Raw genomic sequence first — 26,137 nt, 5'->3', positions numbered from 1 at the left:
GATAGACGAGGGATAGCATGATTATCGGTGTACCTAAGGAAATAAAAAACCATGAATATCGCGTAGGCATGGTTCCGGCCAGTGTACGTGAACTGACAGCACGAAACCATACTGTTTTCGTCCAAAGCGGCGCAGGAAATGGCATTGGGTTCAGTGACGCAGATTATCTGGCTGCCGGAGCCGAGATCCTGGCCTCCGCTGCCGAAGTTTTCGCCAAGGCGGAGATGATCGTCAAGGTCAAGGAACCCCAGGCAGTGGAACGGGCCATGCTGCGTCCCGGCCAGACCCTCTTTACCTATCTGCATCTGGCGCCGGACCTGGCCCAAACCCAGGATCTCATCGACAGTGGTGCCGTCTGCATCGCCTATGAAACCGTCACAGACGGTCGTGGCGGTCTGCCCCTGCTGGCCCCCATGTCGGAAGTGGCCGGACGCATGTCTATTCAGGCCGGTGCCCAGGCACTGGAGAAATCCCGTGGCGGCAGCGGCGTGCTGCTCGGTGGTGTGCCCGGCGTGGAACCGGCCAAGGTGGTGATCATCGGTGGTGGTGTGGTGGGCTCCAACGCAGCCCGCATGGCCGTCGGCCTGCGTGCCGACGTCACCATCCTCGACAACAACGTCGATACCCTGCGCCGTCTCGACAGCGAGTTCCAGGGGGCTGCCAAGGTGGTCTACTCAAACCGCGAGACCCTGGAGCGCCATCTGCTGGCGGCGGACCTGGTCATCGGCGGCGTGCTGGTGCCTGGCGCCACTGCGCCAAAACTTGTCAGCCGTGACCACATTGCTCGCATGAAACCCGGTGCGGCCATCGTAGACGTGGCCATCGACCAGGGCGGCTGTGTCGAGACCTCCCATGCCACCACCCATGAAGATCCCACCTTCATCGTCGACGATGTGGTGCACTACTGCGTGGCAAACATGCCGGGGGCCGTGGCACGGACCTCCACCGTGGCCCTGAACAACGCCACCCTCCCCTTCATCATCAAGCTGGCCGAACAGGGCTATCGCAACGCTCTGCTCGCCGATCCCCACCTGTTGCACGGCCTGAACGTGATGGCGGGCAAAATCACCTGCAAGGAGGTTGCCGTGGCCCACAACCTGGCTTACACGGATCCCCTGACCCTGCTGAACTGATCGCGTCCCTGCAAAGGAAGGTAGATGAGTGAAAATCCGCCCGCGATGGGCGGTTTTTTTATGCCTGCCATCCCCGGCTCACCCCTCTTGTTGGCGATTGCCCCAATCGATGCGCTGGCCTTTGACCACGGATCACGAATTACCTACAATCGCGCAAACTCATCACGTCTCGGAAATCACATCATGAGCCAAGTCACTCACAGCAAACTGCTGATCCTGGGATCCGGTCCGGCAGGTTACACTGCGGCCGTCTATGCCGCTCGCGCCAACCTCAATCCCCTGCTCATCACCGGCATGCAGCAAGGTGGTCAGCTGACCACCACCACCGAAGTGGAAAACTGGCCAGGGGACGCGGAAGGGCTGACCGGCCCGGCCCTGATGGAGCGCATGAAAGAGCATGCAGAGAAGTTCGATACCCGCATCCTCTTTGATCACATCAATGAAGTGACGCTGACCGAGCGTCCCTTCCGCCTCAAGGGCGACAACGGGGAATACACCTGCGATGCGCTGATCCTCGCCACCGGCGCCTCCGCCAAATACCTGGGTCTGCCCTCCGAAGAGGCCTTCAAGGGCCGCGGCGTCTCCGCCTGCGCCACCTGTGACGGCTTCTTCTACCGCAACCAGGAAGTCGCCGTGGTCGGCGGCGGCAACACCGCCGTGGAAGAGGCACTCTATCTGGCCAACATCGCCAAGAAGGTGCACCTCATCCATCGCCGCGACGAGTTCCGCGCCGAGAAGATCCTGATCAAGCGCCTCAACGACAAGGTCGAGAGCGGCAATATCGTCCTGCACACCCATCAGACCCTGGACGAAGTACTGGGTGACGACATGGGCGTCACCGGCGTGCGCCTGCGCAGCACCCGGGATGACACCACCTCCGAGCTGCCGCTGATGGGGGTCTTCATCGCCATCGGTCACCAGCCCAACACCCAGATCTTTGAAGGGCAGCTGGCGATGGAAAACGGCTATCTGAAGGTACGTGGCGGGCTGGAAGGGTTCGCAACCCAGACCAGCATCCCGGGCGTGTTCGCCGCCGGCGACGTGGCCGATCACGTCTACCGCCAGGCGATCACCTCCGCAGGGACCGGCTGCATGGCCGCCCTCGATGCAGAGCGATATCTGGACGCACAATAATCGGAAGGATATAAAGGGCATGCCAGTTGGCATGCCCTTTTTTATTGCAAGGAGCAGGATGAAACGAAAAATAATGATAGTGGAAGACAGCCTGACGGTACGCCGCATGCTGACCCAGGCCATTGCGCAGCAGACCGGGCTGGAAATCGACGCCTTCGATACCCTTGAAGGGGCTCGCGATTGCCATGGGGAAGATTATGTGGTCGCCCTGGTGGATCTCACCCTGCCGGACGCCCCCGGCGGAGAGGCTGTCAATGTGCTGAGGGAGCGTGGGCTGCCGGTGGTGATCCTGACGGCCGACATCAGCGAAGAGAAGCGGGAAGCCTGGCTGGAGGCCGGGGTGCTGGACTATGTGATGAAGGATTCACGTCACTCCCTGCAATATGCCGTCGGTCTGGTGCACCGCCTCTACCTCAACCAGGCCATCGAAGTCTTGGTGGTCGACGATTCACGCACCTCCCGTCACCGCACCGCGGCCCAGTTGCGCAAGCAGTTGTTGCAGGTGCACGAGGCCAATTCAGCACGCGATGCGCTGGCGCAGCTCGAGCAGCACCCCGCCATTCGCCTGATGCTGGTGGACTACTACATGCCGGAGATCGATGGCATCAGCCTGGTGCGAATGCTGCGCGAGCGCTACAGCAAGCAGCAGCTCGCCATCATCGGCATCTCGGTATCGGACAAACACGGCCTCTCGGCACGCTACCTCAAGCAAGGGGCGAATGATTTTCTCAATCAGCCCTTTGAACCCGAGGAGCTGCAGTGCCGGGTCAGCCACAACCTGGAGGCCCTTGAGCAGTTCAACAACATCCAGGAATCGGCCAACCGAGACTACCTGACCGGACTTTACAACAGACGCTACTGGTTCAACGAGGGTCAAAAGTGGTTCGAGGAGCATCAGCGCCATCAGGCGCAGCTCTCCCTGTGCGTGCTCGATGTGGATCACTTCAAGCAGGTCAATGATCACTGGGGGCATGCCATCGGCGATCAGCTGCTCTGTCATCTGGCCAGGCTGCTCACCCAGTTCTTCCCGGATGCCATGATAGCCCGATTCGGTGGTGAAGAATTTGCCCTGATGGTGCCCCACTGCCCCGTTCCCGTGCTGCTCAAGCGACTGGAAGGGCTTCGTCTGCAAATGCGCCAGCAACCGCTGTCCCGGGAGATATCGCTCTTTGTACGCGCCAGTTTCGGCGTCATCAATGTCGGGCGGCTCTCCATGGACGAGGCGCTGAGCGAGGCAGATCGCCAGTTGTATCAGGCAAAGAATACCGGGCGAGACAAGATAGTCTGTCAGGACGTCTGAGCAAGCATCAGCAGAGGCACTCCGTGTAGTACCGCCCGGCGCCCCTTGTGTGGCGGCCGCCGGGTCAATCCCTTCTTCACCGTTCAATAGGTCTTGTCGACCCGCACCCCATCGCTGAAATAGAGGATGCGCACCTTGTCGCCCTGCGCAAAGACCATGGCCGGATCGTAATCTTGGATCACGTTGATGAGCCCGTTCTGCTCGTTGCGGATCAGCAGCTCCACCAGCTTGTTCTCCACCACGCTGCCCCCTGACTGAAACTGCTGCACCGCCGCCGCTCCCGCCAGTGCCCCGACCGCAGTGGCAATCTCCCGCCCGTGCCCACCGCCAAACTGGTTGCCGAGCAGCCCGCCAAGCACGGCCCCTCCCAGAGTTTTCCAGCCGGAATGCTCTGATTCCACCATCTGGCGCTGGGTGATGTTGCGCACCGCATCCACCTGGCCGAAGACCACCTGCTCCACCGGACGCGCCGTGTTGCGTTCATACACCGCACTCCAGGCCGGTGCCGTGACAAAGCCAAGCAAGCTGGATACTATCAGGATAATGGCCTTCATCTATGAACCTCTGCCTTATGTCTCGCTATCTTACCGAACTGGATGATGAGCTGTGCTGGTTTCCCTCCCCCAGCCATGCGCTGGAAGAGCCCAACGGGCTGCTCGCGATTGGGGGAGATCTCTCCCCCGCTCGATTGCTGGCAGCTTACCACAGCGGGATCTTTCCATGGAATGAACCCCATCAGCCACTGCTGTGGTGGTCACCGGATCCCAGGGGAGTCATCGTGCCCGAGGAACTCCACATCGGCCGCAGCCTGCAGAAGTGTTTGCGCCGCACCCCCTTCGAGATTTACATCAATCGCGCCTTTGATGACGTCATTGCAGCCTGCGCCGCCCCCCGTCGCACCGCCAGCGGCACCTGGATAAGTGCCCCCATGATCGACGCCTATCGGCGCCTTCATCGCCTCGGTCATGCCCACTCCATCGAGATCTGGCAGGATGATCAGTTGCAGGCAGGTCTCTATGGCCTCTCCCTGGGCCGACTCTTTTGTGGTGAATCCATGTTCAGCCGCATCGACAATGGCGCCAAACTGGCCATGGTGGCCCTCTGTCGCAACTTTGCAGGGCACGGCGGTGCCCTCATCGACTGCCAGATGCAAAACGACTTTCTGGCCACACTGGGCGTTCAGGAGTGGCCAAGGCAGCGCTTTCTGACCACCCTGGCCACCCTGACCCGGCAACCGTTGCAAGAGGGATGCTGGCAACCGAGGAGAATCAGCCTATGAGTGAAGAAGTGATCCTCAAGGTCGGGCTGACCCCCAGGCACCCGTGCAGCTACCTCGGTCACGAGCAGGAGCAGTTGCTGGTCCTGATGGACCATGAACTGCTCAACGCCGCCGGGTACGAACGGCTGCTGACGGCAGGATTCCGGCGCAGTGGCAACGACATCTATCGTCCTCACTGCCCCGCCTGCAGCGCCTGTCAATCCTTGCGCATACACAGTGAACGCTTCACCCCGAGCCGTGGGCAGAAACGCATCCGCCAGTTGAACCGGGATCTCGAGCTCGTACTGAGCTATGACGACAAGCCCGAGTATTACCAGCTCTATGAACGCTATATCCGTGAGCGTCATCGGGATGGCAGCATGTATCCACCGAGCCGGACCCAATACAAGGGGTTCCTGCACTGCGACTGGATGCCCCCCCTCTATCTGGAGATGCGCAAGGAGGGACGCCTCATCGGCGTGGCCACCACGGACCTGCTTCCCCACTCTCTGAGCGCCATGTACACCTTCTTCGACCCCGACTATGCCGACCGGTCGCTCGGCACCTTCGCCATCCTGAGCCAGTTGGAACTGGCCAGACGTACCGGTCGTCAGTGGCTCTATCTGGGGTATCTGGTGGAGGAGTGCCGCAAGATGAATTACAAGCGCCAATACCTGCCCCATGAGCTGCTGGTACAGGGCGAATGGAAAAAAATCGACACCAAGCCCGAGTAAACTTTACACATAGCCTTAAATCCGGCATGATCCAGCGGTTTTTTGTTGTGGCTTATCAAGAGGATTCAATGGCTAAAGAAGACAGTATTGAGATGCAGGGTACCATTCTCGAAACCTTGCCCAATACCATGTTCCGTGTGGAACTGGAAAATGGTCACGTGGTTATCGCTCATATTTCCGGCAAGATGCGCAAAAACTACATCCGTATCCTGACTGGGGACAAAGTAACGGTGGCTCTGACTCCGTACGATCTCTCCAAGGGACGTATTGTTTTCCGCTCTCGCTAAGCCAGGAATTCAGCAAAAAACCCCAGCCTCTCGGTTGGGGTTTTTTGTCATTTCCGGCCTTGCTCACAGTCAGTGAGAGACAGCTTCAACGTTGACCTGAAAATCAAAGCTGAGGCTGTTGTTCACCAGCTCGACCTTCACAATGCCGCCATCGACCAGGGAACCGAACAGGATCTCGTTGGCCAGGGGCTTCTTGAGGTGCTCCTGAATGACCCGGCCCATGGGTCTTGCTCCCATTGCCCTGTCATACCCTTTCTCTGCCAACCAGTGGCGCGCCTCTTCAGACACCTCCAGTGAAACGCCCTTGGCATCCAGCTGAACCTGCAGCTCGACGATGAACTTGTCGACCACCTGATGGATCACTCCCATGTCGAGATGGTTGAACCAGATGGTGTGATCGAGCCGGTTGCGGAACTCCGGACTGAACGTCTTGTTGATCACCGCCATGGCATCGTGGCTCATGTCCTGCTGCTGGAAGCCGATGGACTTGCGCTGGGTTTCCTGAACCCCTGCGTTGGTGGTCATCACCAGGATCACATTGCGAAAATCTGCCTTGCGCCCGTTGTTGTCCGTCAGGGTACCGTTGTCCATCACCTGCAGCAGCAGGTTGAAGACATCCGGGTGCGCCTTCTCGATCTCGTCAAGCAGCACGACGGAGTGCGGATGCTTGAGGACGGAGTCGGTCAACAGCCCTCCCTGCTCGAATCCCACGTAACCGGGAGGAGCCCCGATCAACCGGGACACGGTATGGCGTTCCATGTATTCCGACATGTCAAATCGCAATACCTCGACCCCGAGCGCCTTGCCAAGTTGCTGGGTCACTTCGGTCTTGCCCACCCCGGTCGGGCCAGCAAACAGGAAACAGCCCACAGGTCGGCGTTCGTTGCCAAGACCTGAACGTGACAACCGAATGGCATCGGTCAGCACCTCGATGGCCTTGTCCTGCCCGAACACCACCATCTTGAGATTGCGCTCCAGATTCTTCAGCACCTCCTTGTCGGAGGAGGAGACAGATTTCTCGGGAATACGAGCAATCTTGGCAACAATGGCCTCGATTTCCGGCACATTGATCACCTTCTTGCGCTTGCTGACGGGCAAGAGGCGTTGCCCTGCACCCGCTTCGTCGATGACGTCGATGGCCTTGTCAGGCAGATGGCGATCATTGATGTACTTGGCGGAAAGCTCCACCGCCGCCCGGATCGCCTTGACGGTGTAACGCACGCCATGGTGAGACTCATAACGGCTCTTGAGTCCCATCAGAATGCGAGTGGTGTCGTCTACTGTGGGTTCGACGATGTCGATCTTCTGGAAGCGACGAGCCAGAGCCCTGTCCTTCTCGAAGATCTGGGCATATTCTTGGTAGGTGGTGGAGCCCACGCAGCGCAGCAAACCATTGGAGAGCAGCGGCTTGATGAGGTTGGCCGCATCCAGCTGGCCACCGGAAGCCGCACCAGCGCCAATGATGGTGTGGATCTCGTCGATGAAGAGGATGGCCCCCTCCTGACGTTCGATCTGCTTGAGCAGCACCTTGAGGCGCTTCTCGAAGTCACCACGATACTTGGTGCCCGCCAGCAGAGAGCCCATGTCCAGGGAGTAGATGGTGCTACCCGCAATCACCTCGGGCACATCCCCCTTGACGATACGGTAGGCAAGCCCTTCGGCGATGGCGGTCTTGCCCACCCCGGCTTCCCCGACTAGCAAGGGGTTGTTCTTGCGACGGCGGCACAATACCTGAATGGTGCGATTGAGCTCCTGATCACGGCCGATGAGCGGGTCGATACGCCCCTCCAGCACCAGCTGGTTGAGGTTGGTGGCAAAGCTTTCTATCTGGGCAGAGGATACCTCGTCATCAGATTCCGCATTGTTACCACCACTCTCGGGCTTGTTGTCCTTGCGCACACCGTGGGACAGGAAGTTCACCACATCCAGGCGGCTTATTTCGGCTTTTTTCAGGAAATAGGCGGCCTGGGACTCTTGTTCGCTGAAGATGGCGACCAGGACATTGGCACCGCTCACCTCGGTATTGCCGGACGACTGGACATGGAAGACGGCACGTTGCAGCACGCGCTGGAAGCCCAGCGTCGGCTGGGTTTCCCTGTCTTCGTCGTCACGGGGGATGAGCGGGGTCGTTTGATTGATGAAGGCGCGGATCTCTTTGCGCATCTGTTCCACATCCGCACCACATGAACTCAGCGCCTCATGGGCTGAGCTGTTATCCAGCAGGGCCAACAACAGGTGCTCGACGGTCATGAATTCGTGGCGCTCGTCACGGGCCAGCTTGAAAGCCTCGTTCAGCGTCTTTTCTAGATCTTTGTTCAACATAGGCACCTCCCCTCAGTACAGCAACAATGCGGTGTCGTTATCGCCATCAAGTCATCAGATTCAAGCCTTTTCCATGGTACATAGCAGTGGATGTTCGTTGTTACGTGAATAGGTGTTGACCTGGACCACTTTGGTCTCGGCAATCTCGGCGGTAAATGTGCCGCAGACCCCCTTACCACTATAATGCACGCTCAGCATCACCTGAGTGGCCTTCTCCAGATCCATACCAAAGAACCTTTGCAGCACCTCCACCACGAACTCCATCGGTGTGTAGTCGTCGTTGTTCAGGACGACCTTGTACATGGGTGGCGGTTGCAGCTTCGTTTTCTCTGCCTCTGCAATCTCCTCATTAGCAAAGAGTTCTTTCTGCTTGCTCATAGTTGCGCTTTGGTACCTCTAGATTACTACCGTGTCGCTCAAGATTGTCAATAGACTTGTTAACCAGATCACATCGGTTGTTAACAACTTCTTGACTCGCTTAAAAGTTGGACTAGATTGGTTACTTGCTAATCGGCGCCCGTCTGCTACGGGGTCATGCCCTAGTTATATAAGGCTGGCGCAGGTTACTCAACGACTTCAGGGTAATCAATAAAAGGATGTAGATGTATGGCAACCGGAACAGTCAAGTGGTTCAACAACGCAAAAGGATTTGGGTTTATCTGTCCGGAAGGCGGTGGTGAAGACATCTTCGCTCACTACTCCACGATTCAAATGGAAGGTTACAAGACCTTGAAAGCAGGTCAGGCAGTCAACTTTGAACTGCAGCAGGGGCCGAAAGGAAATCATGCCTCTGTCATCGTGCCAAACGAAGCACAGAACATCTAAGAGTCAAACTGGATAAATTAAAAAGCGGCATCCCAAGGGATGCCGCTTTTTTACGGACAGACACGAAGAGGGGAACAAGAAAGGCAAGGCCTTCCCTGTTCCCTGCTGCCGCTACCTCAGCGGGCCAGCAGGATGTTGAGCATGCGGCGCAGCGGCTCGGCGGCGCCCCACAGCAGTTGGTCACCCACGGTAAAGGCGGCCAAGTACTCCGGGCCCATGTTGAGCTTGCGCAGACGACCCACCGGGATGCTGAGGGTGCCAGTAACGGCAGCCGGGGTCAGCTCGCGGGCGGTGATGTCGCGATCGTTGGGGATCACCTTGACCCAGTCGTTGTGGGCGGCCAGCAGGGCTTCGATCTCGGCCAAGGGCACATCTTTTTTCAGCTTGATGGTGAAGGCCTGGCTGTGGCAGCGCAGGGCGCCGATGCGCACGCACAGACCATCCACCGGAATGGCGGCGTTTTCGATACCCAGGATCTTGTTGGTCTCGGCCTGGCCCTTCCACTCTTCACGGCTCTGGCCGTTGTCGAGCTTGGTGTCGATCCAGGGGATGAGGCCACCGGCCAGCGGCACACCGAAGTTGTCCACCGGCAGGGTGCCGGAGCGGGTCTTCTCGGTGATCTTGCGCTCGATGTCGAGGATCGCGGAGGCGGGATCCGCCAGCTCCACCGCCACTTCATCCCGCAGCATGCCCATCTGGGTGACCAGCTCGCGCATGTGGCGGGCACCACCACCGGAGGCCGCCTGATAGGTGGCCACGCTCACCCACTCCACCAGATCGGCCTTGAACAGGCCACCCAGGGCCAGCAGCATCAGGCTGACGGTGCAGTTGCCGCCAACGAAGGTCTTGATGCCGTTGTTCAGGGCATCCTCGATGACGTCGCCGTTGACCGGATCCAGGATGATGACAGCGTCCTTCTCCATGCGCAGGGAGGAGGCGGCGTCAATCCAGTAGCCCTGCCAGCCGGCGGCTTTCAGACGCGGATAAACATCCTTGGTGTAGTCGCCGCCCTGGGCGGTGATGATGACGTCCTGTGCGGCCAGCGCCTCGAGATCGAAGGCGTCCTGCAAGGTGCCGGCATCGACACCAAAATTGGGGGCGGCCTCACCGGCCTGGGAGGTGGTGAAGAAGGTGGGTTGAATGCGGGCAAAATCCTTCTCTTCCTGCATCCGGCTCATCAAGACCGAACCCACCATGCCACGCCAACCGACCAAACCTACTTTTTTCATAATGTCCTACCCTGGATAGCTGCTTATAGAAATCGTGTGTGGTACCCGTGACCCTTGCCTTGGCGCCAGCCGTTTACAAGGGATTCACAATATATGAGTTGCAAAAAATGCGTCTGTCCACATTACGGATTGTGACGGCGGGCGCAAGTCGAATTGCGCAATATTCTGTGCCATTCGCTGCAATATCCGTCGGCCTGGCCGACCTGCGGGCAGCCGGTTGGCATCCTGCCTCCAGTTGGGGCATCATTGAGACCGACCGGCAGCCCCGCTGCCCCTCGGGGACGGCCCCGAGGCCTCCTGATACGCAGGGACGACCCTGCTTCCTGCGGAATCTGCTTTATGTCCTGGTTGCTATTGCTGTTGGCAGGCCTGTTCGAGGTCGCCTGGGCCATTGGCCTCAAATACACCGACGGTTTCAGCCGTCCCCTCCCCACCCTGCTGACCCTGATCGCCATGGCCGTGAGCGTGCTGCTGCTCGCCATGGCGGTCAAACAGCTGCCCCTTGGCACCGCCTATGCGGTCTGGACCGGCATAGGTGCGGTCGGCACAGTGCTGATGGGGATCTGGCTGTTCAACGAACCTGCCACCCTCGCCCGGGTGCTCTGCCTGCTGCTGATCATCGGCGGGATCCTGGGTCTGAAATTCATCGGTTAGGCGCGCTGAAAGGGCCGGGTACACCGGCCCCGACGTGGCAAGCTCCAGGGGGCGATGTCAGCCCGGCGTGTTGCTGTGTTCCTCTGCTTGCTGATGTGTTCGCAGGCGGTGGGGAAAGGCGGGCGGCACAGACGTGGCATGGCGAGCAAGATCTGTCCTATGACCGCCCGGGCGAGCATGGGGTGCCTCCTTTTATCTTTTCGTCTGCTCCTTCAATCACTCCACCAACGTCTGCTCGATGCGGGCCCCAGGCATCATCTGCGTGAGACCGGCAATCAGCCTGTCGCCGGCCTCCCACAAGGCCGTGCGCGGCATCGGCGGCAGACACTCCAGAATGAACCACATCCGGGGGGAAGAGAGGCTCAGGCGAGTGCGGATCCCCTGGCGCCAGTTCCAGCGGCGACAGGTGACGCCGAGATCGTCCCGCCACACCACCTCTCCGGGAGCTGGTGCCTCCTGGATTGGCAGCCCTTCTCTGAGGGTGTCAAAGCATTCGCAGCCATCGGCAATCACCAGGCGCGGCGTCCCCACATAGGCCGCCAGATCCTCCCCGCCCACGGGAATGGCATACTCGATGCTGATGGCGTTGTAGAGATCCACCACGGGATCGATGGCGGGCAAGACGCCATCGCGCAGCACCCGCTTGCGCAGTGCCTGGGCCGAGCAGGGCGTGCGGGCAGGCTTGGCGCCAAACCCCTTGAACACCTGATCCCAGGCGGCCAGATGTTCAAGGGCCCAGGGGGCCTCGTCGGTGCCAAGGGCCGCACATGCCCGGGCCAGGGCACGCTCCCCCACCAGGGTGTCAATCACGGGGGCGGCTTCCACCACGATGCTGAGGGCACAAAAGCCCGGCGCCAACCTGGCTATCTCGGGGTCGATACGGGGGATCATCGGGAACATTCAGCACTCCTGGTCAAGGCTCATCAAGACGGGGGGGCGGAACGGGCACGGGCTTTCCCCTCTTTTCCTTCCCCCGCCAACGGTTGACGTCATGATGAAGGGCACAGGGTCATAATAAAATTTACTTTATCTTAATTATGTTAAGTAAAACTGATGACCCAACCCTCTTTCCCATGAAAAATCACCGCCCCGCAGCGCACCGCCCGGCCCCACTACCACACCCCGCCCATCCAATGCAGACCTGGGCAAGCCCACACCATTGCCCTGGCCGCTTTCCCCGTCACTCATGCTATTATCTGCGTCCAAACATGAGCCCATAAAATCAGGACATTGTGATGACCGACCACACTTTTATTCCCGGCAAGGACGCAGCGCTGGAAGATTCCATCGAACGCTTCCAGACCAAGCTGCAAGCCCTGGGGTTTGATATCGAAGAGGCCTCCTGGCTCAACCCCGTGCCCAACGTCTGGTCCGTGCACATCCGGGACAAGGAGTGCGCTCTCTGCTTCACCAACGGCAAGGGTGCCAGCAAGAAGGCGGCGCTCGCCTCCGCCCTTGGCGAGTATTTCGAGCGTCTCTCCACCAACTACTTCTTCGCCGATTTCTACCTGGGCGAGCAGGTCGCCAATGGCGACTTCGTCCACTACCCGAACGAGAAGTGGTTCCCCATCGAGGGGGATCAGCTGCCCGCCGGTCTGCTCGACCCCTTCACCCGCAAGTTCTACAACCCGGACGGGGAAGTGACCGCCGACATGCTGGTGGACCTGCAATCCGGCAACGAGGAACGCGGCATCGTCGCCCTGCCCTTCGAGCGCCAGTCTGATCACCAGACCGTCTACATCCCGATGAACATCGTCGGCAACCTGTATGTTTCCAACGGCATGAGCGCCGGCAACACCCGCACCGAAGCCCGCACCCAGGGGCTGTCGGAGGTGTTCGAGCGCCACGTGAAGAACAAGATCATCGCCGAGGCCATCAGCCTGCCCCAGATCCCGGGCGAGGTCATCGCCCGTTACCCCGGCATCAAGGCGTCCATCGATGCGCTGGAGGCCGAAGGCTTCCCCATCTACAGCTTCGATGCCTCCCTCGGCGGCCGTTATCCGGTCATCTGCGTGGTGCTGCTCAACCCGAGCAACGGCACCTGCTTTGCCTCCTTCGGCGCCCACCCGCGCTTCGAGGTCGCCTTCGAGCGCACCGTCACCGAACTGCTGCAAGGGCGCAGCCTCAAGGATCTGGACGTCTTCGTGCCGCCGTCGTTCGACAACGAGCAGGTGGCGGATCACCACAACCTGGAGACCCACTTCATCGACTCCTCCGGCCTCATCAGCTGGGATCTGTTCAAGGAAGAGTCCGACTTCGAGTTTGCCGACTGGGACTTCCGTGGCACCTCGCAAGAGGAGTTCGACCACCTGATCGGCATCTTCCACGAGCTGGAGCAGCCGGTCTACATCGCCGACTACGAGCACCTGGGTGTCTACGCCTGCCGTATCCTGGTGCCCGGCATGTCCGACATCTATCCGGTGGAAGATCTGCTGCTGGCCAACAACACCATGGGGGCCCACCTGCGGGAGACCATCCTGGCGCTGCCGGCGCTCGAGTGGGACGCAGAGCAGTACATGGCCCTGTTCGACCAGTTGGATGAAGAGGGTCACGACGAGCGGACCCGGGTGCGCGAGCTGCTCGGCATCGCCGCCGCCAAGGGCACTGCCCTGCACACCCTGCGCGTCGGTGAGCTCAAAGCCATGCTGGCGCTGGCCGCTGGCGACCTGGAGAGCGCCCTCGACCTCATTGACTGGACCATGGAGTTCAACCAGTCGGTGTTCCCGGCGGATCGCGCAGCTTACTACCGCGCCCTGCGCGCCTGCGTCGAGCTCTTCCTGGACGAGGATCGCGACCCCGAGCAGTACCGTCCGGTGTTCGCCCGCATGTTCGGGGAAGAGACCCTGGCGCAGGCGTGGGCCAACGCCCGCGGCGAGGCGCGCTTCCACGGTCTGGAAGCCGCCGATCTCTCCCTCTCCCAGTTCCCGCTGCATCAGAAGCTGCTGGCAGCCTATGAGAAGCTGCAGAAGGCCAAACGAGCCCACTCATGGGGCTGATGTGGTAGTATGTGAAGGGGCCCTGATGGCCCCTTTTGCTTTATGGTCGCCAGAGAGGCGATTTGTTATTCAAAGATGAAATAAAAAACAAAAAATACCTCTTAGGGGGTTGCCAAACCGGGGCAGAGAATGCTGGGGAGATGCAAAGATGCCTTGCCAGTACCATTTTTAGGCGATGAAAAATAAATTGTTTAAAATCATTGCATTAAAAAATCAGCATTTATGTTTCAGCTGAAACCTAGTGTAAAGCAACGCTGCCGGAGGACTCAAATTTTTGTAGTAAAATTACATTCACAATCTGCAATTCTTGATCGGAGTCAATTTTGACGATCTGGCCCTTTGTTATGATTTCCACAGGCAAAATATGCAGGTACTGAGAATTGAAAGCAGAATCTCCCTTTGATTGTCTGAAGCCCGAAGCCATCGCCGCCCTGGCCGAAGACATTACCTATGCCAAGGCCACCAAGCCCGCATACAAGGTCATTCCCCTGGCCATCACCGCTGGCGCCTTCATCGCCATTGCCTTCGTCTTCTATATCACCGTCACCACGGGCTCAAGCGGCATGGCCTGGGGCATGTCCAAGCTGGTGGGCGGCATCTGCTTCTCCCTCGGCCTCATCCTCTGCGTCCTGCTCGGCGCCGAACTGTTCACCTCCACTACCCTCACCCTGGTAGCCAAGGCGGCGAACCGCATCAGCTGGGCCCAGCTGCTCAAGAACTGGGGACTGGTCTACTTCGGCAACCTCATCGGCGGTCTCATCATCGTCGGCCTCATCATCATGTCGGCACAATACATGGCAGCGGATGGCCAGTGGGGGCTGAACGCCATGAAAGTGGCCCAGCACAAGATCCACCACACCTTCTTCGAGGCCGTGGCACTTGGCATCCTCTGCAACCTCATGGTGTGTCTCGCCGTGTGGATGGCCTTCGGCGCCCGCAGCGCCACCGACAAGGTGATGGTGATGCTGCTCCCCGTCGCCATGTTCGTCGCTTCCGGCTTCGAGCACAGCATCGCAAACATGTTTATGATCCCGGTCGGCATCGCCATTCACAGCATCGCAGGCCCGGAATTCTGGCAGGCCATCGGCCAGGATCCGGCGACCTTTGCCGACCTGACCGTGTCCAACTTCGTCCTGCACAACCTCATTCCTGTCACCATCGGTAATATCATTGGTGGTGGCGTCATGGTTGGGCTGACTTACTGGTTTATCTTCCGTCGCCATCATTAAGGATGGCGGCAGACACATAAATACCTTGAGAGGTAATGAAAATGGCAGAACTTAACGAACAGTTCCAAAAAGCATGGGAAGGCTTCGCAGCCGGTGAATGGCAGACCTCTGTCAACACCCGTGACTTCATCCAGAAGAACTACACCCCGTATGAAGGTGACGAGTCCTTCCTGGCTGGCGCGACCGAAGCCACCACCAAGCTGTGGGACAAGGTCATGGAAGGCATCAAGATCGAGAACCGCACTCACGCGCCGGTCGATTTTGATACCGACCTGCCCTCCACCATTACCGCTCACGATGCCGGCTATATCGATCAGAGCCTGGAGCAAATCGTTGGTCTGCAGACCGACAAGCCGCTCAAGCGCGCCATCATCGCCAACGGCGGTATCAAGATGGTCAAGACCTCTTGCGAAGTGTACGGTCGCCAGCTTGACCCCATGGTCGAGAAGATCTTCACCGAGTACCGCAAGACTCACAACCAGGGCGTGTTCGACGTCTACACCAAAGACATCCTGAACTGCCGCAAGTCCGGCGTCATCACCGGTCTGCCGGATGCCTACGGCCGTGGCCGTATCATCGGTGACTACCGTCGTGTTGCCCTGTACGGTATCGACTTCCTGATGGCCGACAAACTGGCTCAGTTCAAGTCCCTGCAGGCTGACCTGGAAAACGGTGTCAACCTGGAAGCCACCATCCGTCTGCGCGAAGAGATCTCCGAGCAGCACCGTGCCCTGGCACAGATGAAGGTGATGGCTGCCAAATATGGCTGCGACATCTCCGTACCGGCCAAGACCGCCAAAGAAGCCGTACAGTGGACCTACTTCGCCTACCTGGCGGCGGTCAAGTCCCAGAACGGCGCGGCCATGTCCTTCGGTCGTACCTCCAGCTTCCTGGACATCTACATCGAGCGTGACCTGCAGAAAGGCCTGATCACTGAGCAAGAAGCCCAGGAGCTGATGGACCACATGGTCATGAAGCTGCGTATGGTTCGCTTCCTGCGTACCCCGGAATACGATTCACTGTTCTCCGGCGACCCGATGTGGGCGACCGAGACCCTGGCCGGTATGGGCGTTGACGGCCGTACCCTGGTCACCAAGAACAGCTTCCGTATGCTGAACACCCTGTACACCATGGGCCCGTCCCCTGAGCCGAACCTGACCATCCTGTGGTCCGAGAAGCTGCCGGTCGGTTTCAAGAAGTACTGCGCCAAGGTATCCATCGAGACCTCTTCCGTTCAGTACGAGAACGACGACCTGATGCGTCCGGACTTCAACAACGATGACTACGCCATCGCTTGCTGTGTGTCCCCGATGATCGTCGGCAAACAGATGCAGTTCTTCGGTGCCCGTGCCAACCTGGCCAAGACCATGCTGTATGCAATCAATGGCGGTATGGACGAGAAGCTCAAGATCCAGGTCGGTCCGAAGACCGAAATGGTCACCTCCGAGTACCTCGATTACAACGACGTGATGGACAGACTGGATCACTTCATGGACTGGCTGGCCAAGCAGTACGTGGCCGCCCTGAACATCATCCACTACATGCACGACAAGTACAGCTACGAAGCCTCCCTGATGGCGCTGCACGACCGTGACGTCTATCGCACCATGGCTTGTGGTATCGCCGGTCTGTCCGTAGCCGCTGACTCCCTGTCTGCCATCAAGTACGCCAAGGTCAAGCCGGTACGTGATGCCGATGGCGTCTCCATCGACTTCGAAATCGAAGGCGAGTACCCGCAGTTCGGCAACAACGACGCTCGCGTCGATGACATCGCCTGCGACCTGGTCGAGCGCTTCATGAAGAAGATTCAGAAGCTGAACACCTACCGTGGTGCCGTGGCTACCCAGTCCGTGCTGACCATCACCTCCAACGTGGTGTACGGCAAGAAGACCGGTAACACCCCGGATGGCCGTCGTGCCGGTGCGCCGTTCGGCCCGGGTGCCAACCCGATGCACGGTCGTGACCAGAAGGGTGCCGTTGCTTCCCTGACTTCCGTTGCCAAGCTGCCGTTCGCTTACGCCAAAGATGGTATCTCCTATACCTTCTCCATCGTGCCGAACGCGCTGGGTAAAGACATGGAAGCCCAGAAAGCCAACCTGGCCGGCCTGATGGATGGTTACTTCCACCACGAAGCCAACCTGGAAGGTGGTCAGCACCTGAACGTCAACGTGATGAACCGTGAAATGCTGCTGGACGCCATGGAAAACCCGGAGAAATATCCGCAGTTGACCATCCGCGTATCCGGTTATGCCGTTCGCTTCAACTCCTTGACCAAGGAGCAACAGCAAGACGTCATCACCCGTACCTTCACCGCTTCTCTGTAATAGAGTCTCGGAGAACAAAAACCGGCGCCAAGGCGCCGGTTTTTTTATGCCTGATAGTCAGGGAGCATCGGCCTGAACCTGCCGGCAAGGCCGGCTCTCCCCTCCTCTCATCCCGCCTTGTTCAGGGCCGCTCTCCTGCCGCCAGACGGCGGTTGATATCGGCGATAACCGGGGCGATGTCGGCCAAGGTATCAATCACATAATGCGCCCCCGCCGCCCGCAGTTTGGCCTCGGCCGGTGCGCGCCGGGCGGCTATCTCCGCCTCGTTCATGGCGGAAAACGCTTCCCAGGTGGCGCCAAATTCGTTGCCGGAAACCGACAATCCCACCGTCCACATGCCCGCGTTAAGCCCTTCGCTGATACCCGGCACGGCGTCATCCACCTTGATGCAGCGATGCACCGCACTCACTCCCAGCTCAATCACGTTGGCCAGCGCCATCCAGGGGCCGGGGCGACCACCCGCTTTGAGATCGTCGGTGGCGACCCAGTGATCCGGGCGATAGCCGTGATCGGCCGCAGCAGGTACCAGCGCCTCCATCACCGGACGGGGGTAACCGGAGCAGGAGCCGATTTTCATCCCCTGCCCCCGCAGTGCCTCCAGCACCGGTAGCACACCGGGGATGGGGTCGGCGAAGCGGGTCACCGCGGCAATCTGCAGCGGCATAAAGGTGTGATAAATGTGGTCCACCTCGGCGTGGCTCATGGGGTGGCCAAAGCGGGCCTGCCAACGGGCATCCACCGAGGGCAGACGGCCGAGCGCCGCGATATGATCCCACTTACCCAGCCCCATGGGCTGGCGCGCCTCATCGAGGGTCACGGGGAAGTCATAGGCGCGGGCGAAGGCCTCGACGAAGATGGAGGTGGGGGCGAAGGAGCCGAAATCGACGACGGTGCCGGCCCAGTCGAGGATCAGCGCCTCCACGTCGGTGGTCGGGTCTACAACAATCTGCAAGTCAGTCATGGTGGTGTTCCTGTTTCGGTGAAAGTGCGATCTCGCCGAGGGCGCGATCGAGAATGGAGATGGCGCGTACCAGATCGGCGCGAGCGATATTAAGCGGGGGCGAGAGCTGGATGACGTTGCCCTGAGAGACCTTGAAGCTGAGCCCCAGCTCAAGACAGCGGTAGAGCAGCCGCTCGGCGACCTGGCTGTTGCGGGTGCGACTCTGGTGATCGACCACTAGATCGAGCGCCCAGAGCAAACCGATACCGCGCACCTGCCCGATCAGCGGATGACGTTCGGCCAACTTGCCGAGCTCGGCCGCCATAAAACGGCCATCCTCCTGCGCTTTTGCCAACAATCCCGCTTCGCGGATTGTCTCTATCGTGGCGAGGGCCGCCGCGCAGCCGATGGGGCTCTTCTCGTGGGTGTAGTGACCCAGCGAAATAGCTGCGGCCTGATTGAAACGGTCGCGGGTGATGAGCGCGGCAAATGGCACCACCCCGCCTCCCAACCCTTTGCCCAGGCAGATGATGTCGGGCTCGATGCCGAATTCTTCAAAGCTGAACCAGTGGCCAGTGCGCCCCAGGGCATTGGGGATCTCGTCGACGATCAGCAGCACCTTGTGGCGATCGCAGATCTCCCGCACCCGCTGCCAGTAGGCCTTCGAGGGCACCTGTACATCGGTATTGCGGATCGGCTCGGCGATAAAGGCGCCGATCCCTCCCTCCTTCTCGATGACGTACTCCAGATAATCGGCGTAGTGCAGATCATCCCCCTCCCCGCGATACCAGACGCCGCGATAACGGGTGGGCGGCGGGATGCGCTCTACGCCGGCCATCAATGGGCCCATACCGGCGCGAAAACAGGCCTCGCCGCCGACCGAGATGGCATCGAGGGAGGCGCCATGAAAGGCATCCCACAGGGACACCACCTTGCTGTTGCCGGTTATGAAACGGGCGAGCTTCAGGGCAATCCCCACCACTTCGCTGCCGCCGGGGGCGAACAACACCCGGTTGAGATCGCCGGGGGCCAGTTCGGCCAGGGTGCGGGCGCAGTCGATGGCGACCTGATGGGTGTAGCGCCGGGGCGCAAACGGCAGATCGGCGAGTTGCTGCTGCACCGCGGCCACCACTCTGGGGTGGCCGTGGCCCAGCTGATGGACGCTGTTGCCGTGAAAATCGAGATACTGTTTGCCCGATACACTGGTCAGCCAGCTCCCCTGCGCGCGCTCAATCAGATCCAGACAGGGGGTGGAGAGCGCCTGATGGAGGAAGTAGCGGCTATCCTCCGCCAATCCGGCCTGTACCTCTTCGCTCTGACCTGCCCACCAGCGCGCCCGACCCTCGCCAAGGTTGATATCCCCTTCGCTGTCGGCGCGGCCGCTGCCGTGCAGCTTATGTTCGTGCTGATCGCAACCCTGAGGCGCCATGCTAGTCATCACGCAGCCCCCTGCCAGTAGCAGGCGTTGGTCATGGCGACGAGCAGAGCGCGCACCCGCTCTGGGGTCACGTCGCCGATATTGCCGATACGGAAGCAATCGGCCTGGGAGACCTTGCCCGGATAGATGACAAAGCCCTGCGCCTTGAGCCGCTGGTAGAAGTCGGCGAAGCGGTAATCAGGGTGGGTCGGAGAGTAGAAAGCGGTAATGATGGGGGATTGCCACTGCTCGGGCAGCAGCGGCGCAAAGCCGAGGGCAGACATGCCATCCACCAGCGTGCGCTGATTTTCCCTGTAGCGCCGATGACGGGCTTCAATGCCCCCCTCTTCGTCCAGCTCGCGCAGCGCTTGGGCAAAGGCAAGCACGGTATGGGTGGGCGAGGTAAAGCGCCACTTGCCCCCTTGCTGCTCCATGGTCTGCCACTGGGCATGCAGGTCGAGGGAGACCGAACGGGCATGACCGGCGCAGGCCGTGAGCGCCACGCGGCGAGCGATGACGAAGCCAAAGCCCGGCACCCCCTGAATGCACTTGTTGGCAGAGCTGATGAGAAACTCGATGCCAAGGCGCCCCATGTCGATGGGGATACCGCCAAAGCTGCTCATGGCATCGACGATCAGGCGAATGCCGCGGTGCTGGCAGAGCTGAGCCACCTCGTCGAGCGGGTTGAGCATGCCGGTGGTGGTCTCGCAGTGCACCATGGCCAGATGGGTGATCTCGGGGTGGCGCGCCAGCATCGCCTCGATGGCGGCGGGTTCCGGGCGGGTCGTCTCGCCGCAGTCGAGCTCATGGTGGCGCAGGCCAAGGCAGCGGGCCATCTCCCCCATGCGGGCACCGTAGGCGCCGTTGTTGATGATGAGCAGGCACTCATCGGCGCCTATCGCCGAGCCCAGTACGCTCTCCACCACATAGCTGCCGCTCCCTTGCAGCAGCACGGCGCTGTAGTCGCTTTGATATTCCGGGCCGGCGGCGAGGCGCACCAGCTCGCGGCGGATGGGCTCCACCACACCCTGGTTGTAGTCCGCATCCCAGGTGCAGCTGTCTTGCAGCATGGCGGCGCGTACAGTCGCGGTGGTCGAGAGGGGGCCCGGGGTCAGCAGCAGGTAATCGACGGCGGCGGGGGCCGCAGGAATATGGGTCATGACTTCGCTCCTTTTTGGTATATACCAGAATGAGCGCATTGTGGATAACTGCCCCGCCAAGGTCAAAGGCGTGGCACTACATGCAACAAAAAATTCATTTTCAGCGCCGGGATCGCGATAATCTAGAAAGCCTGAACCACAGACCTAACACTGGTATCTACCAACACATCTTGATGTCGCCGTTTAACCACAGGGCAGATGACCAGCCCTGTCCCAACTCATTGCACAACTTATTGCAAAACCAGGGATTTTCATGAGCAAACCCCAATACCTGCAGATCAAGGATGCCCTCGCCAACCAGATCCTGGCGGGGGGCCTGGCCCCCAACGACAAGCTCCCCTCCGAGCGGCTGCTGGGGGAACTCTATGGCACCACAAGGGTTACCATCCGCGAGGCGCTGGTGCAGTTGGAGGCGAACGGCCTTATCTATCGGGAGGATCGCCGCGGCTGGTTCGTCACCCCGCCGCGTTTCAGTCTCAACCCCAGACGCACCTCCAACTTTCACCAGATAGTGCGGGAGCAAGGGGGCGAGCCGCGCACCGAGCTGCTGGAAAAAAGCCGCCAGGCGGTGCCGCCCGCGTTGATGGCGCAGTTGCAACTCAAGCCGTTTGACAGCCTGTTTCTGCTCAAGCGACTGCGCTACGCCAACGGGCGCGCCATCTGCTACTGCGAGAACCACTGCCTGCCAGAGCGGGTGCCCGGCCTGCTGGAGCTGGATCTCAACGGCAGTCTGACCGAGATCTACCAGGCCCATTACGATCTCCACTACGCCCGCATGCAGGTGCGCTTCTTCCCCACCGCCCTGCCGGACGAAGTGGCCAAGGCGCTCGGGGCCACCGCCGGTCTGCCCGCCCTGCGCCTCGAGCGACTCAACTTCGATCAGCACGGCCGGGTGCTCGATTTCGATCTGGAGTACTGGCGCCACGACAGTCTGGAGATCGAGGTGGATACCCAGGATTAATCATGAACAAATCAGGGACGGCAAAACATCACGGGGCTGTCACGGTCACGTCATAAAGATCCCCTAGCCTCTCTCTCGACCAATCTGGTTTATACCAAACCAATTTAACTGGAGAAGAGGATGAAACAGGGAACCCATCTGCTGGCCGCCGCCGTACTGGCTGCCATGACCGCCCCGGCACTGGCCGCGACCGACCTCACCGTCTACACCGCCTTCGAACCGGAGCAGCTCAACGAGCTGAAAACCGCGTTCGAGCGCCAGCATCCGGATATCAACATCAAGTGGGTGCGTGACTCCACCGGCGTGGTCACCGCCCGCTTGCTGGCAGAAAAAGCCCAGCCCAAAGCGGATGTGGTATGGGGACTGGCGGCGACCAGCCTGATGCAGCTCGATCAGCAGCAGATGCTCAATGCCTATGCACCGAAAGGGCTGGACAAGCTCGACAGCCGCTTTCGCGACAGCAAGGCCGAGCCGCACTGGATCGGTCTGGACGCCTTCTTCAGCGCCATCTGCTTCAACAAGGTAGAGGCGGAAAAGCAGGGGATCCCGGCGCCCACCAGCTGGGCCGACCTCACCAAGCCCATCTACAAGGGCAAGGTGATCATGCCCAACCCCAGCTCCTCCGGCACCGGTTACCTGAGCGTCGCTGGCTGGCTGCAGACCATGGGTGAGAAGCAGGGCTGGCAATTCATGAACGGTCTGCACCAGAACATCGACCGTTACACCCACTCGGGCTCCGCCCCCTGCAAGCTGGCCGCCAGCGGCGAGACGGTGATCGGCATCTCCTTCGACTTCCCGGCCACCAGCCTCAAGGCCAAGGGGGCCCCCATTGAGGTGGTGTTCCCGAAAGAGGGGTCGGGCTGGGATATGGAAGCCGCCGCCATCATCAAGGGCACCCCCAAGCTGGAAGCCGCCAAACAGCTGCTCGACTTTGCCGCCACCGAACAGGCCAACGCCCTCTACAACAAGTCGTTCGCAGTGGTCGCCATCCCCGATGTAGCCCAACCGAGAGCGGGCTATCCGGCTGATATCAAAGGCCAGATGATCGACAACGACTTTAGCTGGGCAGCCCGCGAGCGTAACGCCATCCTGGCCCAGTGGAGTGCCAGCTTCGACGGCAAGACCGAAGCCAAGCAGTAAGCGTGAAGGGCTGCGGTTTGTTCACGCCCCACACACAACCACCAATGAACTGCCAGTCGAAGGCCAACAGGTGTTGGCCTTTTTAACTTCCCGAGTTTGTATTGCCTTCAATTAGCGACGCCTCACCCATCCGCACGGTGCCAAGCCACTTGCTGGTGACCCTTCGTCATCTGACTGTCATCAAGCTGTCATCCCTCGATCACCTGACCGTCACACTTCACCCGCAAGCTGGTATATACCAAATCAGTAGCGAGTCGAACCATGACCCAGCCCTATCTGGACATTCAACATCTCAACAAGCAGTTCGGTGCTTTTCAGGCCCTCAAGGGGATCTCTCTGACCATTGAGCCGGGAGAGTTTATCTGCTTTCTCGGCCCCTCCGGCTGCGGCAAGACCACCCTGCTCAGAGCCATCGCCGGGCTGGATCTGCCGGACAGCGGCGAGATCTGGCAAGGGGGGCGCAATATCTCCCGGCTGCCGCCCCAGCAGCGCGACTTTGGCATCGTGTTTCAGTCCTATGCCCTCTTCCCCAACCTGACGGTGGCCCAGAACATCGCCTTCGGCCTTGAGAATCAGGGGCTGGCACGGGATCTCATCAAGGAGCGGGTAGATCACTGGCTGGGGCTGGTGGATCTCACTGCCCAGTCCCACAAATACCCAAGCCAGATCTCCGGCGGCCAACAGCAGCGGGTGGCGCTGGCCCGGGCGCTGGCCCTCTCCCCCGGCCTGTTGCTGCTGGACGAACCGCTCAGCGCGCTGGATGCGCTGGTTCGCACCCACCTTCGTAGCGAGATCCGCGCCCTGCAGCAGCGCCTTGGCATTACCACCATCATGGTGACCCACGATCAGGAAGAGGCGCTGACCATGGCCGATCGCATCGTGGTGATGGAGGGCGGCCGCATCGTGCAGGTGGGCACCCCGCAGGCGATCTACCACCAGCCTGCCAGCCGTTTCGTGGCAAGCTTTGTCGGCACCATGAACTTTCTCGATGCCCTGGTGCTCGGCCCCAATCAGGTGCGCCTCAACGAGCAGCCGCTGCAACTCACCAACCGGGCCGTAGCCGGCAGCAAATTGCAGGTGGCGATCCGCCCCGAGGCGATCACCCTGAGTGCGCCGAGCGAACCGTATCTTGGCCATCATGGCGTTGAAGCAACCATCGATCAGGTGGAGTTTCTCGGCGCCGCCCAGCGCCTTATCTGCACCGCCGACACCTATCTGGGCCCGCAGCAGATCCTGGTGGAGCGCCCGACCCATGAGCTGCCCCGCCACGAACAGGGGGGCTGGCGCAGCGGCATGTGCTGCTCCCTGCACTGGCCCGCCGGGGCGATGCAGCTGTTTGAAGGAGAGCGTCCATGACAGCCCCCCTTGCGACCTCCTCCCTGTTGCCGCCAGCGACAGCCCGGCAAGACGGCCGCTGGCAGCGGCTCTGTCGCGGCTGGAGCCGGGATCAGCTGCTGCAGCTGACCCTGCTGGTGCTCGGTATCGCCCTGCTGGTGGGGGGCCTCTTGCTGCCGCTGCTCACCATGCTGCAAAAGAGTCTGCAGGATGAGAACGGCCTCTGGGTGGGGCTTGCCAACTTCAGCGCCTACTTCGACTCCCCTCATCTGGGGCGCACCATTGGCAACACCCTCTGGCTCGGGGTGCTGATCACCGCGCTGGTGGTGACCATCGCCTTTGGCTACGCCTACGCCCTCACCCGTACCTGCATGCCGGGCAAGGGGCTGTTTCGCCTCATCGGTTTGATCCCGCTCCTGATGCCCTCCCTGTTGCCCGCCATCAGTCTGGTCTACTGGTTTGGCAATCAGGGGGTCGCCAAGGGGCTGCTCGGCGGCGAGAGCATCTACGGCCCCATCGGCATCGTCATTGGTCTGGGCTTCTGGTGCTTCCCCCACGCCCTGATGATCCTTATCACGGCGCTCGGTCAGAGTGATGCCCGCCTCTATGAAGCCTCCCGGGTGCTGGGCAGCAGCGGCTGGCGCACCTTTGTCACCGTCACCCTGCCCACCGCTCGCTACGGTCTTTTGAGCGCCGCCATCGCCGTCTTCACCCTCACCATCTGCGACTTCGGGGTAGCCAAGGTGATTGGCGGCCAGTACAGCGTGCTGGCCACCGACATCTACCGGCAGGTGATCGGGATGCAGAACTTCTCGCTGGGCGCCGTTGCCAGCGTCACCCTGCTGCTGCCGGCACTGTTGAGCTTTGCGCTGGAGCACAGAGTGCGCAGCAAGATGCAGGAGCAGAGCAGCACCAAGGCGGTGCCCTATCAGCCCAAACCACATCGGCTGCGGGATCTGCTGGCGCTCGGCTGGTGCACGCTCTGGGCCCTGCTGTTTCTGGCGCTGGTGGGGATGGCCGTTTACGGCTCGCTGGTACAGTTCTGGCCCTACAACCTCGCTCTGACGCTGGATCACTACGCCTTTGACAGCAACAGCATCTATGGCTGGCAGCCCTTTACCAACACCCTGCAGCTGGGCCTCTATACCGCGCTGATCGGCACCGTGCTGGTGATGGTGCTGGCCTGGGCACAGGAGAAGGGGCGCCACTTCCCATGGCTGCGCCAGCTGCTGCATCTCTTAGCCATGCTGTCGCTGGCGGTACCCGGCATGGTGCTGGGGCTGGGTTACATCTTCTTTTTCAACGGCAATCCGCTCTTTGGCAGCCTCTATGGCACTCTGCCGCTGATGGTGCTCTCCTGCGTCATCCACTACTACACGGTGGGCCATATGACGGCGCTGACCAGCCTCAAGCAACTGCCCAAGGAGCTGGAGCTGGTGGCCATCTCATTGCGCATTCCGCTCTGGAAGGCGTTCTGGCGAGTCACCCTGCCCGCCTCCCTGCCCGCGCTCTTGGAGATCTTTATCTATCTGTTCGTCAACGCCATGACCACCACCTCGGCGGTGATCTTCCTCTATTCGAGCGACAGCGTGCTCGCCTCCATCGCCGTGCTGAACATGGAGGATTCCGGCGATACCGCCGCGGCCGCCGCCATGGCCACCCTGATCCTGCTGGCCGCCGCTACCGTCAAGCTGCTCCAGCTCTTTTTGAGCCGCGCCCTGCTGGATCGCACCCAGCGCTGGCACCACCCATAACCTTG

General features: G+C 60.5%; 23 protein-coding genes. 15 read left to right on the top strand and 8 right to left on the bottom strand.

All coding sequences use genetic code 11. The features are described 5' to 3' along the window. Positions 1-17 precede the first annotated feature (17 nt). From ald to AB5Y89_RS00510, 3 genes are all read left to right on the top strand, one after another. Positions 18-1,133 (top strand): alanine dehydrogenase, encoded by a 1,116-nt coding sequence (gene ald, locus AB5Y89_RS00520; protein ID WP_368222639.1) that lies wholly within the window; start codon positions 18-20, stop codon positions 1,131-1,133. A gap of 183 nt (positions 1,134-1,316) precedes the next feature. After that, a complete protein-coding gene (trxB, locus tag AB5Y89_RS00515) occupies positions 1,317-2,267 on the top strand; it encodes a thioredoxin-disulfide reductase (RefSeq protein ID WP_010674516.1) in 951 nt (316 codons plus the stop codon). A 58-nt stretch (positions 2,268-2,325) separates the two neighbouring features. Beyond that, the gene (locus AB5Y89_RS00510; protein ID WP_029314438.1) at positions 2,326-3,567 is read left to right on the top strand and encodes a diguanylate cyclase; all 1,242 of its coding nucleotides are present in this window, start codon (positions 2,326-2,328) and stop codon (positions 3,565-3,567) included. Positions 3,568-3,650: 83 nt separating this feature from the next. On the opposite strand, the gene AB5Y89_RS00505 is transcribed toward AB5Y89_RS00510, so the two are convergent. Continuing rightward, positions 3,651-4,121: a glycine zipper 2TM domain-containing protein gene (locus tag AB5Y89_RS00505; protein ID WP_041211363.1), complete on the bottom strand. Its 471-nt coding sequence runs from the start codon at positions 4,119-4,121 to the stop codon at positions 3,651-3,653. 17 nt (positions 4,122-4,138) lie between these two features. Here AB5Y89_RS00505 and aat point away from each other — a divergent pair, with 17 nt between their 5' ends. The 3 genes from aat to infA all read left to right on the top strand — a co-directional run bounded on the left by aat (position 4,139) and on the right by infA (position 5,846). Then, on the top strand, positions 4,139-4,846 hold the full coding sequence (gene aat, locus AB5Y89_RS00500) for a leucyl/phenylalanyl-tRNA--protein transferase (RefSeq protein WP_368222638.1): 708 nt from the start codon (positions 4,139-4,141) through the stop codon (positions 4,844-4,846). Next, positions 4,843-5,559 carry an arginyltransferase gene (locus AB5Y89_RS00495; RefSeq protein ID WP_010674512.1) on the top strand — a complete coding sequence of 239 codons (717 nt, stop codon included), beginning with the start codon at positions 4,843-4,845 and terminating at the stop codon, positions 5,557-5,559. The genes aat and AB5Y89_RS00495 overlap by 4 nt, the downstream gene beginning before the upstream one ends. Positions 5,560-5,627: 68 nt before the next feature. Next, positions 5,628-5,846: a translation initiation factor IF-1 gene (infA, locus tag AB5Y89_RS00490; RefSeq protein ID WP_005300033.1), complete on the top strand. Its 219-nt coding sequence runs from the start codon at positions 5,628-5,630 to the stop codon at positions 5,844-5,846. A 69-nt stretch (positions 5,847-5,915) separates the two neighbouring features. Here the strand turns inward: infA and clpA are convergent, their stop codons facing one another. After that, positions 5,916-8,168: an ATP-dependent Clp protease ATP-binding subunit ClpA gene (gene clpA / locus AB5Y89_RS00485; RefSeq protein ID WP_010674511.1), complete on the bottom strand. Its 2,253-nt coding sequence runs from the start codon at positions 8,166-8,168 to the stop codon at positions 5,916-5,918. Between the two features lie 60 nt (positions 8,169-8,228). Then, on the bottom strand, positions 8,229-8,546 hold the full coding sequence (gene clpS, locus AB5Y89_RS00480) for an ATP-dependent Clp protease adapter ClpS (RefSeq protein ID WP_005325410.1): 318 nt from the start codon (positions 8,544-8,546) through the stop codon (positions 8,229-8,231). Between the two features lie 228 nt (positions 8,547-8,774). Here clpS and cspD point away from each other — a divergent pair, with 228 nt between their 5' ends. Beyond that, positions 8,775-8,993, top strand: a complete 219-nt coding sequence (gene cspD / locus AB5Y89_RS00475) for a cold shock-like protein CspD (RefSeq protein WP_010674510.1) — start codon at positions 8,775-8,777, stop codon at positions 8,991-8,993. Between the two features lie 116 nt (positions 8,994-9,109). Here cspD and asd read toward each other — a convergent pair whose 3' ends face one another. After that, entirely contained in the window at positions 9,110-10,222 is a 1,113-nt protein-coding gene (gene asd, locus AB5Y89_RS00470; RefSeq protein ID WP_042016283.1) for an aspartate-semialdehyde dehydrogenase, read from the bottom strand. Between the two features lie 339 nt (positions 10,223-10,561). Between asd and sugE the strand changes: the two genes are divergently transcribed. Further along, positions 10,562-10,876 carry a quaternary ammonium compound efflux SMR transporter SugE gene (gene sugE, locus AB5Y89_RS00465; RefSeq protein WP_041211362.1) on the top strand — a complete coding sequence of 105 codons (315 nt, stop codon included), beginning with the start codon at positions 10,562-10,564 and terminating at the stop codon, positions 10,874-10,876. A gap of 216 nt (positions 10,877-11,092) precedes the next feature. Here the strand turns inward: sugE and AB5Y89_RS00460 are convergent, their stop codons facing one another. Beyond that, positions 11,093-11,776, bottom strand: a complete 684-nt coding sequence (locus tag AB5Y89_RS00460; RefSeq protein ID WP_368222637.1) for a B3/4 domain-containing protein — start codon at positions 11,774-11,776, stop codon at positions 11,093-11,095. A 335-nt stretch (positions 11,777-12,111) separates the two neighbouring features. Between AB5Y89_RS00460 and ycaO the strand changes: the two genes are divergently transcribed. From ycaO to pflB, 3 genes are all read left to right on the top strand, one after another. After that, complete coding sequence (ycaO, locus tag AB5Y89_RS00455) at positions 12,112-13,872, top strand: 30S ribosomal protein S12 methylthiotransferase accessory factor YcaO (RefSeq protein ID WP_368222636.1); 1,761 nt, start codon at positions 12,112-12,114, stop codon at positions 13,870-13,872. A gap of 380 nt (positions 13,873-14,252) precedes the next feature. Further along, complete coding sequence (focA, locus tag AB5Y89_RS00450) at positions 14,253-15,101, top strand: formate transporter FocA (RefSeq protein ID WP_368222635.1); 849 nt, start codon at positions 14,253-14,255, stop codon at positions 15,099-15,101. Positions 15,102-15,142: 41 nt separating this feature from the next. After that, on the top strand, positions 15,143-17,425 hold the full coding sequence (pflB, locus tag AB5Y89_RS00445) for a formate C-acetyltransferase (RefSeq protein WP_010674504.1): 2,283 nt from the start codon (positions 15,143-15,145) through the stop codon (positions 17,423-17,425). 121 nt (positions 17,426-17,546) lie between these two features. On the opposite strand, the gene phnX is transcribed toward pflB, so the two are convergent. From phnX to phnW, 3 genes are read right to left on the bottom strand one after another with little or no spacing between them, the layout of a single operon-like run. Then, the gene (phnX, locus tag AB5Y89_RS00440; RefSeq protein ID WP_368222634.1) at positions 17,547-18,386 is read right to left on the bottom strand and encodes a phosphonoacetaldehyde hydrolase; all 840 of its coding nucleotides are present in this window, start codon (positions 18,384-18,386) and stop codon (positions 17,547-17,549) included. Beyond that, entirely contained in the window at positions 18,379-19,803 is a 1,425-nt protein-coding gene (locus AB5Y89_RS00435) for an aspartate aminotransferase family protein (protein WP_368222665.1), read from the bottom strand. Before AB5Y89_RS00435 ends, phnX begins: the two co-directional genes overlap by 8 nt. Beyond that, a complete protein-coding gene (phnW, locus tag AB5Y89_RS00430) occupies positions 19,803-20,942 on the bottom strand; it encodes a 2-aminoethylphosphonate--pyruvate transaminase (protein ID WP_368222633.1) in 1,140 nt (379 codons plus the stop codon). The genes AB5Y89_RS00435 and phnW overlap by 1 nt, the downstream gene beginning before the upstream one ends. A gap of 253 nt (positions 20,943-21,195) precedes the next feature. Between phnW and phnR the strand changes: the two genes are divergently transcribed. The 4 genes from phnR (at position 21,196) to AB5Y89_RS00410 (ending at position 26,132) form a co-directional block, all read left to right on the top strand. Continuing rightward, positions 21,196-21,903 (top strand): phosphonate utilization transcriptional regulator PhnR, encoded by a 708-nt coding sequence (phnR, locus tag AB5Y89_RS00425; protein WP_029303195.1) that lies wholly within the window; start codon positions 21,196-21,198, stop codon positions 21,901-21,903. A gap of 120 nt (positions 21,904-22,023) precedes the next feature. After that, on the top strand, positions 22,024-23,043 hold the full coding sequence (locus AB5Y89_RS00420) for a putative 2-aminoethylphosphonate ABC transporter substrate-binding protein (protein ID WP_139737218.1): 1,020 nt from the start codon (positions 22,024-22,026) through the stop codon (positions 23,041-23,043). A 261-nt stretch (positions 23,044-23,304) separates the two neighbouring features. Next, positions 23,305-24,399 carry a putative 2-aminoethylphosphonate ABC transporter ATP-binding protein gene (locus AB5Y89_RS00415; RefSeq protein ID WP_368222631.1) on the top strand — a complete coding sequence of 365 codons (1,095 nt, stop codon included), beginning with the start codon at positions 23,305-23,307 and terminating at the stop codon, positions 24,397-24,399. Continuing rightward, positions 24,396-26,132, top strand: coding sequence for a putative 2-aminoethylphosphonate ABC transporter permease subunit (locus AB5Y89_RS00410; protein WP_368222629.1), 1,737 nt, complete (start codon positions 24,396-24,398; stop codon positions 26,130-26,132). Before AB5Y89_RS00415 ends, AB5Y89_RS00410 begins: the two co-directional genes overlap by 4 nt. Positions 26,133-26,137 lie beyond the last annotated feature (5 nt).

Origin of the sequence: Aeromonas sp. s4, from assembly GCF_040907855.1 — a bacterium.
Taxonomy (GTDB): Bacteria; Pseudomonadota; Gammaproteobacteria; order Enterobacterales; family Aeromonadaceae; genus Aeromonas; species Aeromonas caviae.
The sequence above is the reverse complement of the archived record's forward strand: the minus strand, read 5'-3'. Positions and strand labels throughout refer to the sequence as shown.

Coding starts and splice junctions, on each gene's coding strand:
- ald (WP_368222639.1), top strand. CDS start 18: ATGATTATCGGTGTACCTAAGGAAATAAAAAACCATGAATATCGCGTA.
- trxB (WP_010674516.1), top strand. CDS start 1,317: ATGAGCCAAGTCACTCACAGCAAACTGCTGATCCTGGGATCCGGTCCG.
- AB5Y89_RS00510 (WP_029314438.1), top strand. CDS start 2,326: ATGAAACGAAAAATAATGATAGTGGAAGACAGCCTGACGGTACGCCGC.
- AB5Y89_RS00505 (WP_041211363.1), bottom strand. CDS start 4,121: ATGAAGGCCATTATCCTGATAGTATCCAGCTTGCTTGGCTTTGTCACG.
- aat (WP_368222638.1), top strand. CDS start 4,139: ATGTCTCGCTATCTTACCGAACTGGATGATGAGCTGTGCTGGTTTCCC.
- AB5Y89_RS00495 (WP_010674512.1), top strand. CDS start 4,843: ATGAGTGAAGAAGTGATCCTCAAGGTCGGGCTGACCCCCAGGCACCCG.
- infA (WP_005300033.1), top strand. CDS start 5,628: ATGGCTAAAGAAGACAGTATTGAGATGCAGGGTACCATTCTCGAAACC.
- clpA (WP_010674511.1), bottom strand. CDS start 8,168: ATGTTGAACAAAGATCTAGAAAAGACGCTGAACGAGGCTTTCAAGCTG.
- clpS (WP_005325410.1), bottom strand. CDS start 8,546: ATGAGCAAGCAGAAAGAACTCTTTGCTAATGAGGAGATTGCAGAGGCA.
- cspD (WP_010674510.1), top strand. CDS start 8,775: ATGGCAACCGGAACAGTCAAGTGGTTCAACAACGCAAAAGGATTTGGG.
- asd (WP_042016283.1), bottom strand. CDS start 10,222: ATGAAAAAAGTAGGTTTGGTCGGTTGGCGTGGCATGGTGGGTTCGGTC.
- sugE (WP_041211362.1), top strand. CDS start 10,562: ATGTCCTGGTTGCTATTGCTGTTGGCAGGCCTGTTCGAGGTCGCCTGG.
- AB5Y89_RS00460 (WP_368222637.1), bottom strand. CDS start 11,776: ATGTTCCCGATGATCCCCCGTATCGACCCCGAGATAGCCAGGTTGGCG.
- ycaO (WP_368222636.1), top strand. CDS start 12,112: ATGACCGACCACACTTTTATTCCCGGCAAGGACGCAGCGCTGGAAGAT.
- pflB (WP_010674504.1), top strand. CDS start 15,143: ATGGCAGAACTTAACGAACAGTTCCAAAAAGCATGGGAAGGCTTCGCA.
- phnX (WP_368222634.1), bottom strand. CDS start 18,386: ATGACTGACTTGCAGATTGTTGTAGACCCGACCACCGACGTGGAGGCG.
- AB5Y89_RS00435 (WP_368222665.1), bottom strand. CDS start 19,803: ATGACTAGCATGGCGCCTCAGGGTTGCGATCAGCACGAACATAAGCTG.
- phnW (WP_368222633.1), bottom strand. CDS start 20,942: ATGACCCATATTCCTGCGGCCCCCGCCGCCGTCGATTACCTGCTGCTG.
- phnR (WP_029303195.1), top strand. CDS start 21,196: ATGAGCAAACCCCAATACCTGCAGATCAAGGATGCCCTCGCCAACCAG.
- AB5Y89_RS00420 (WP_139737218.1), top strand. CDS start 22,024: ATGAAACAGGGAACCCATCTGCTGGCCGCCGCCGTACTGGCTGCCATG.
- AB5Y89_RS00415 (WP_368222631.1), top strand. CDS start 23,305: ATGACCCAGCCCTATCTGGACATTCAACATCTCAACAAGCAGTTCGGT.
- AB5Y89_RS00410 (WP_368222629.1), top strand. CDS start 24,396: ATGACAGCCCCCCTTGCGACCTCCTCCCTGTTGCCGCCAGCGACAGCC.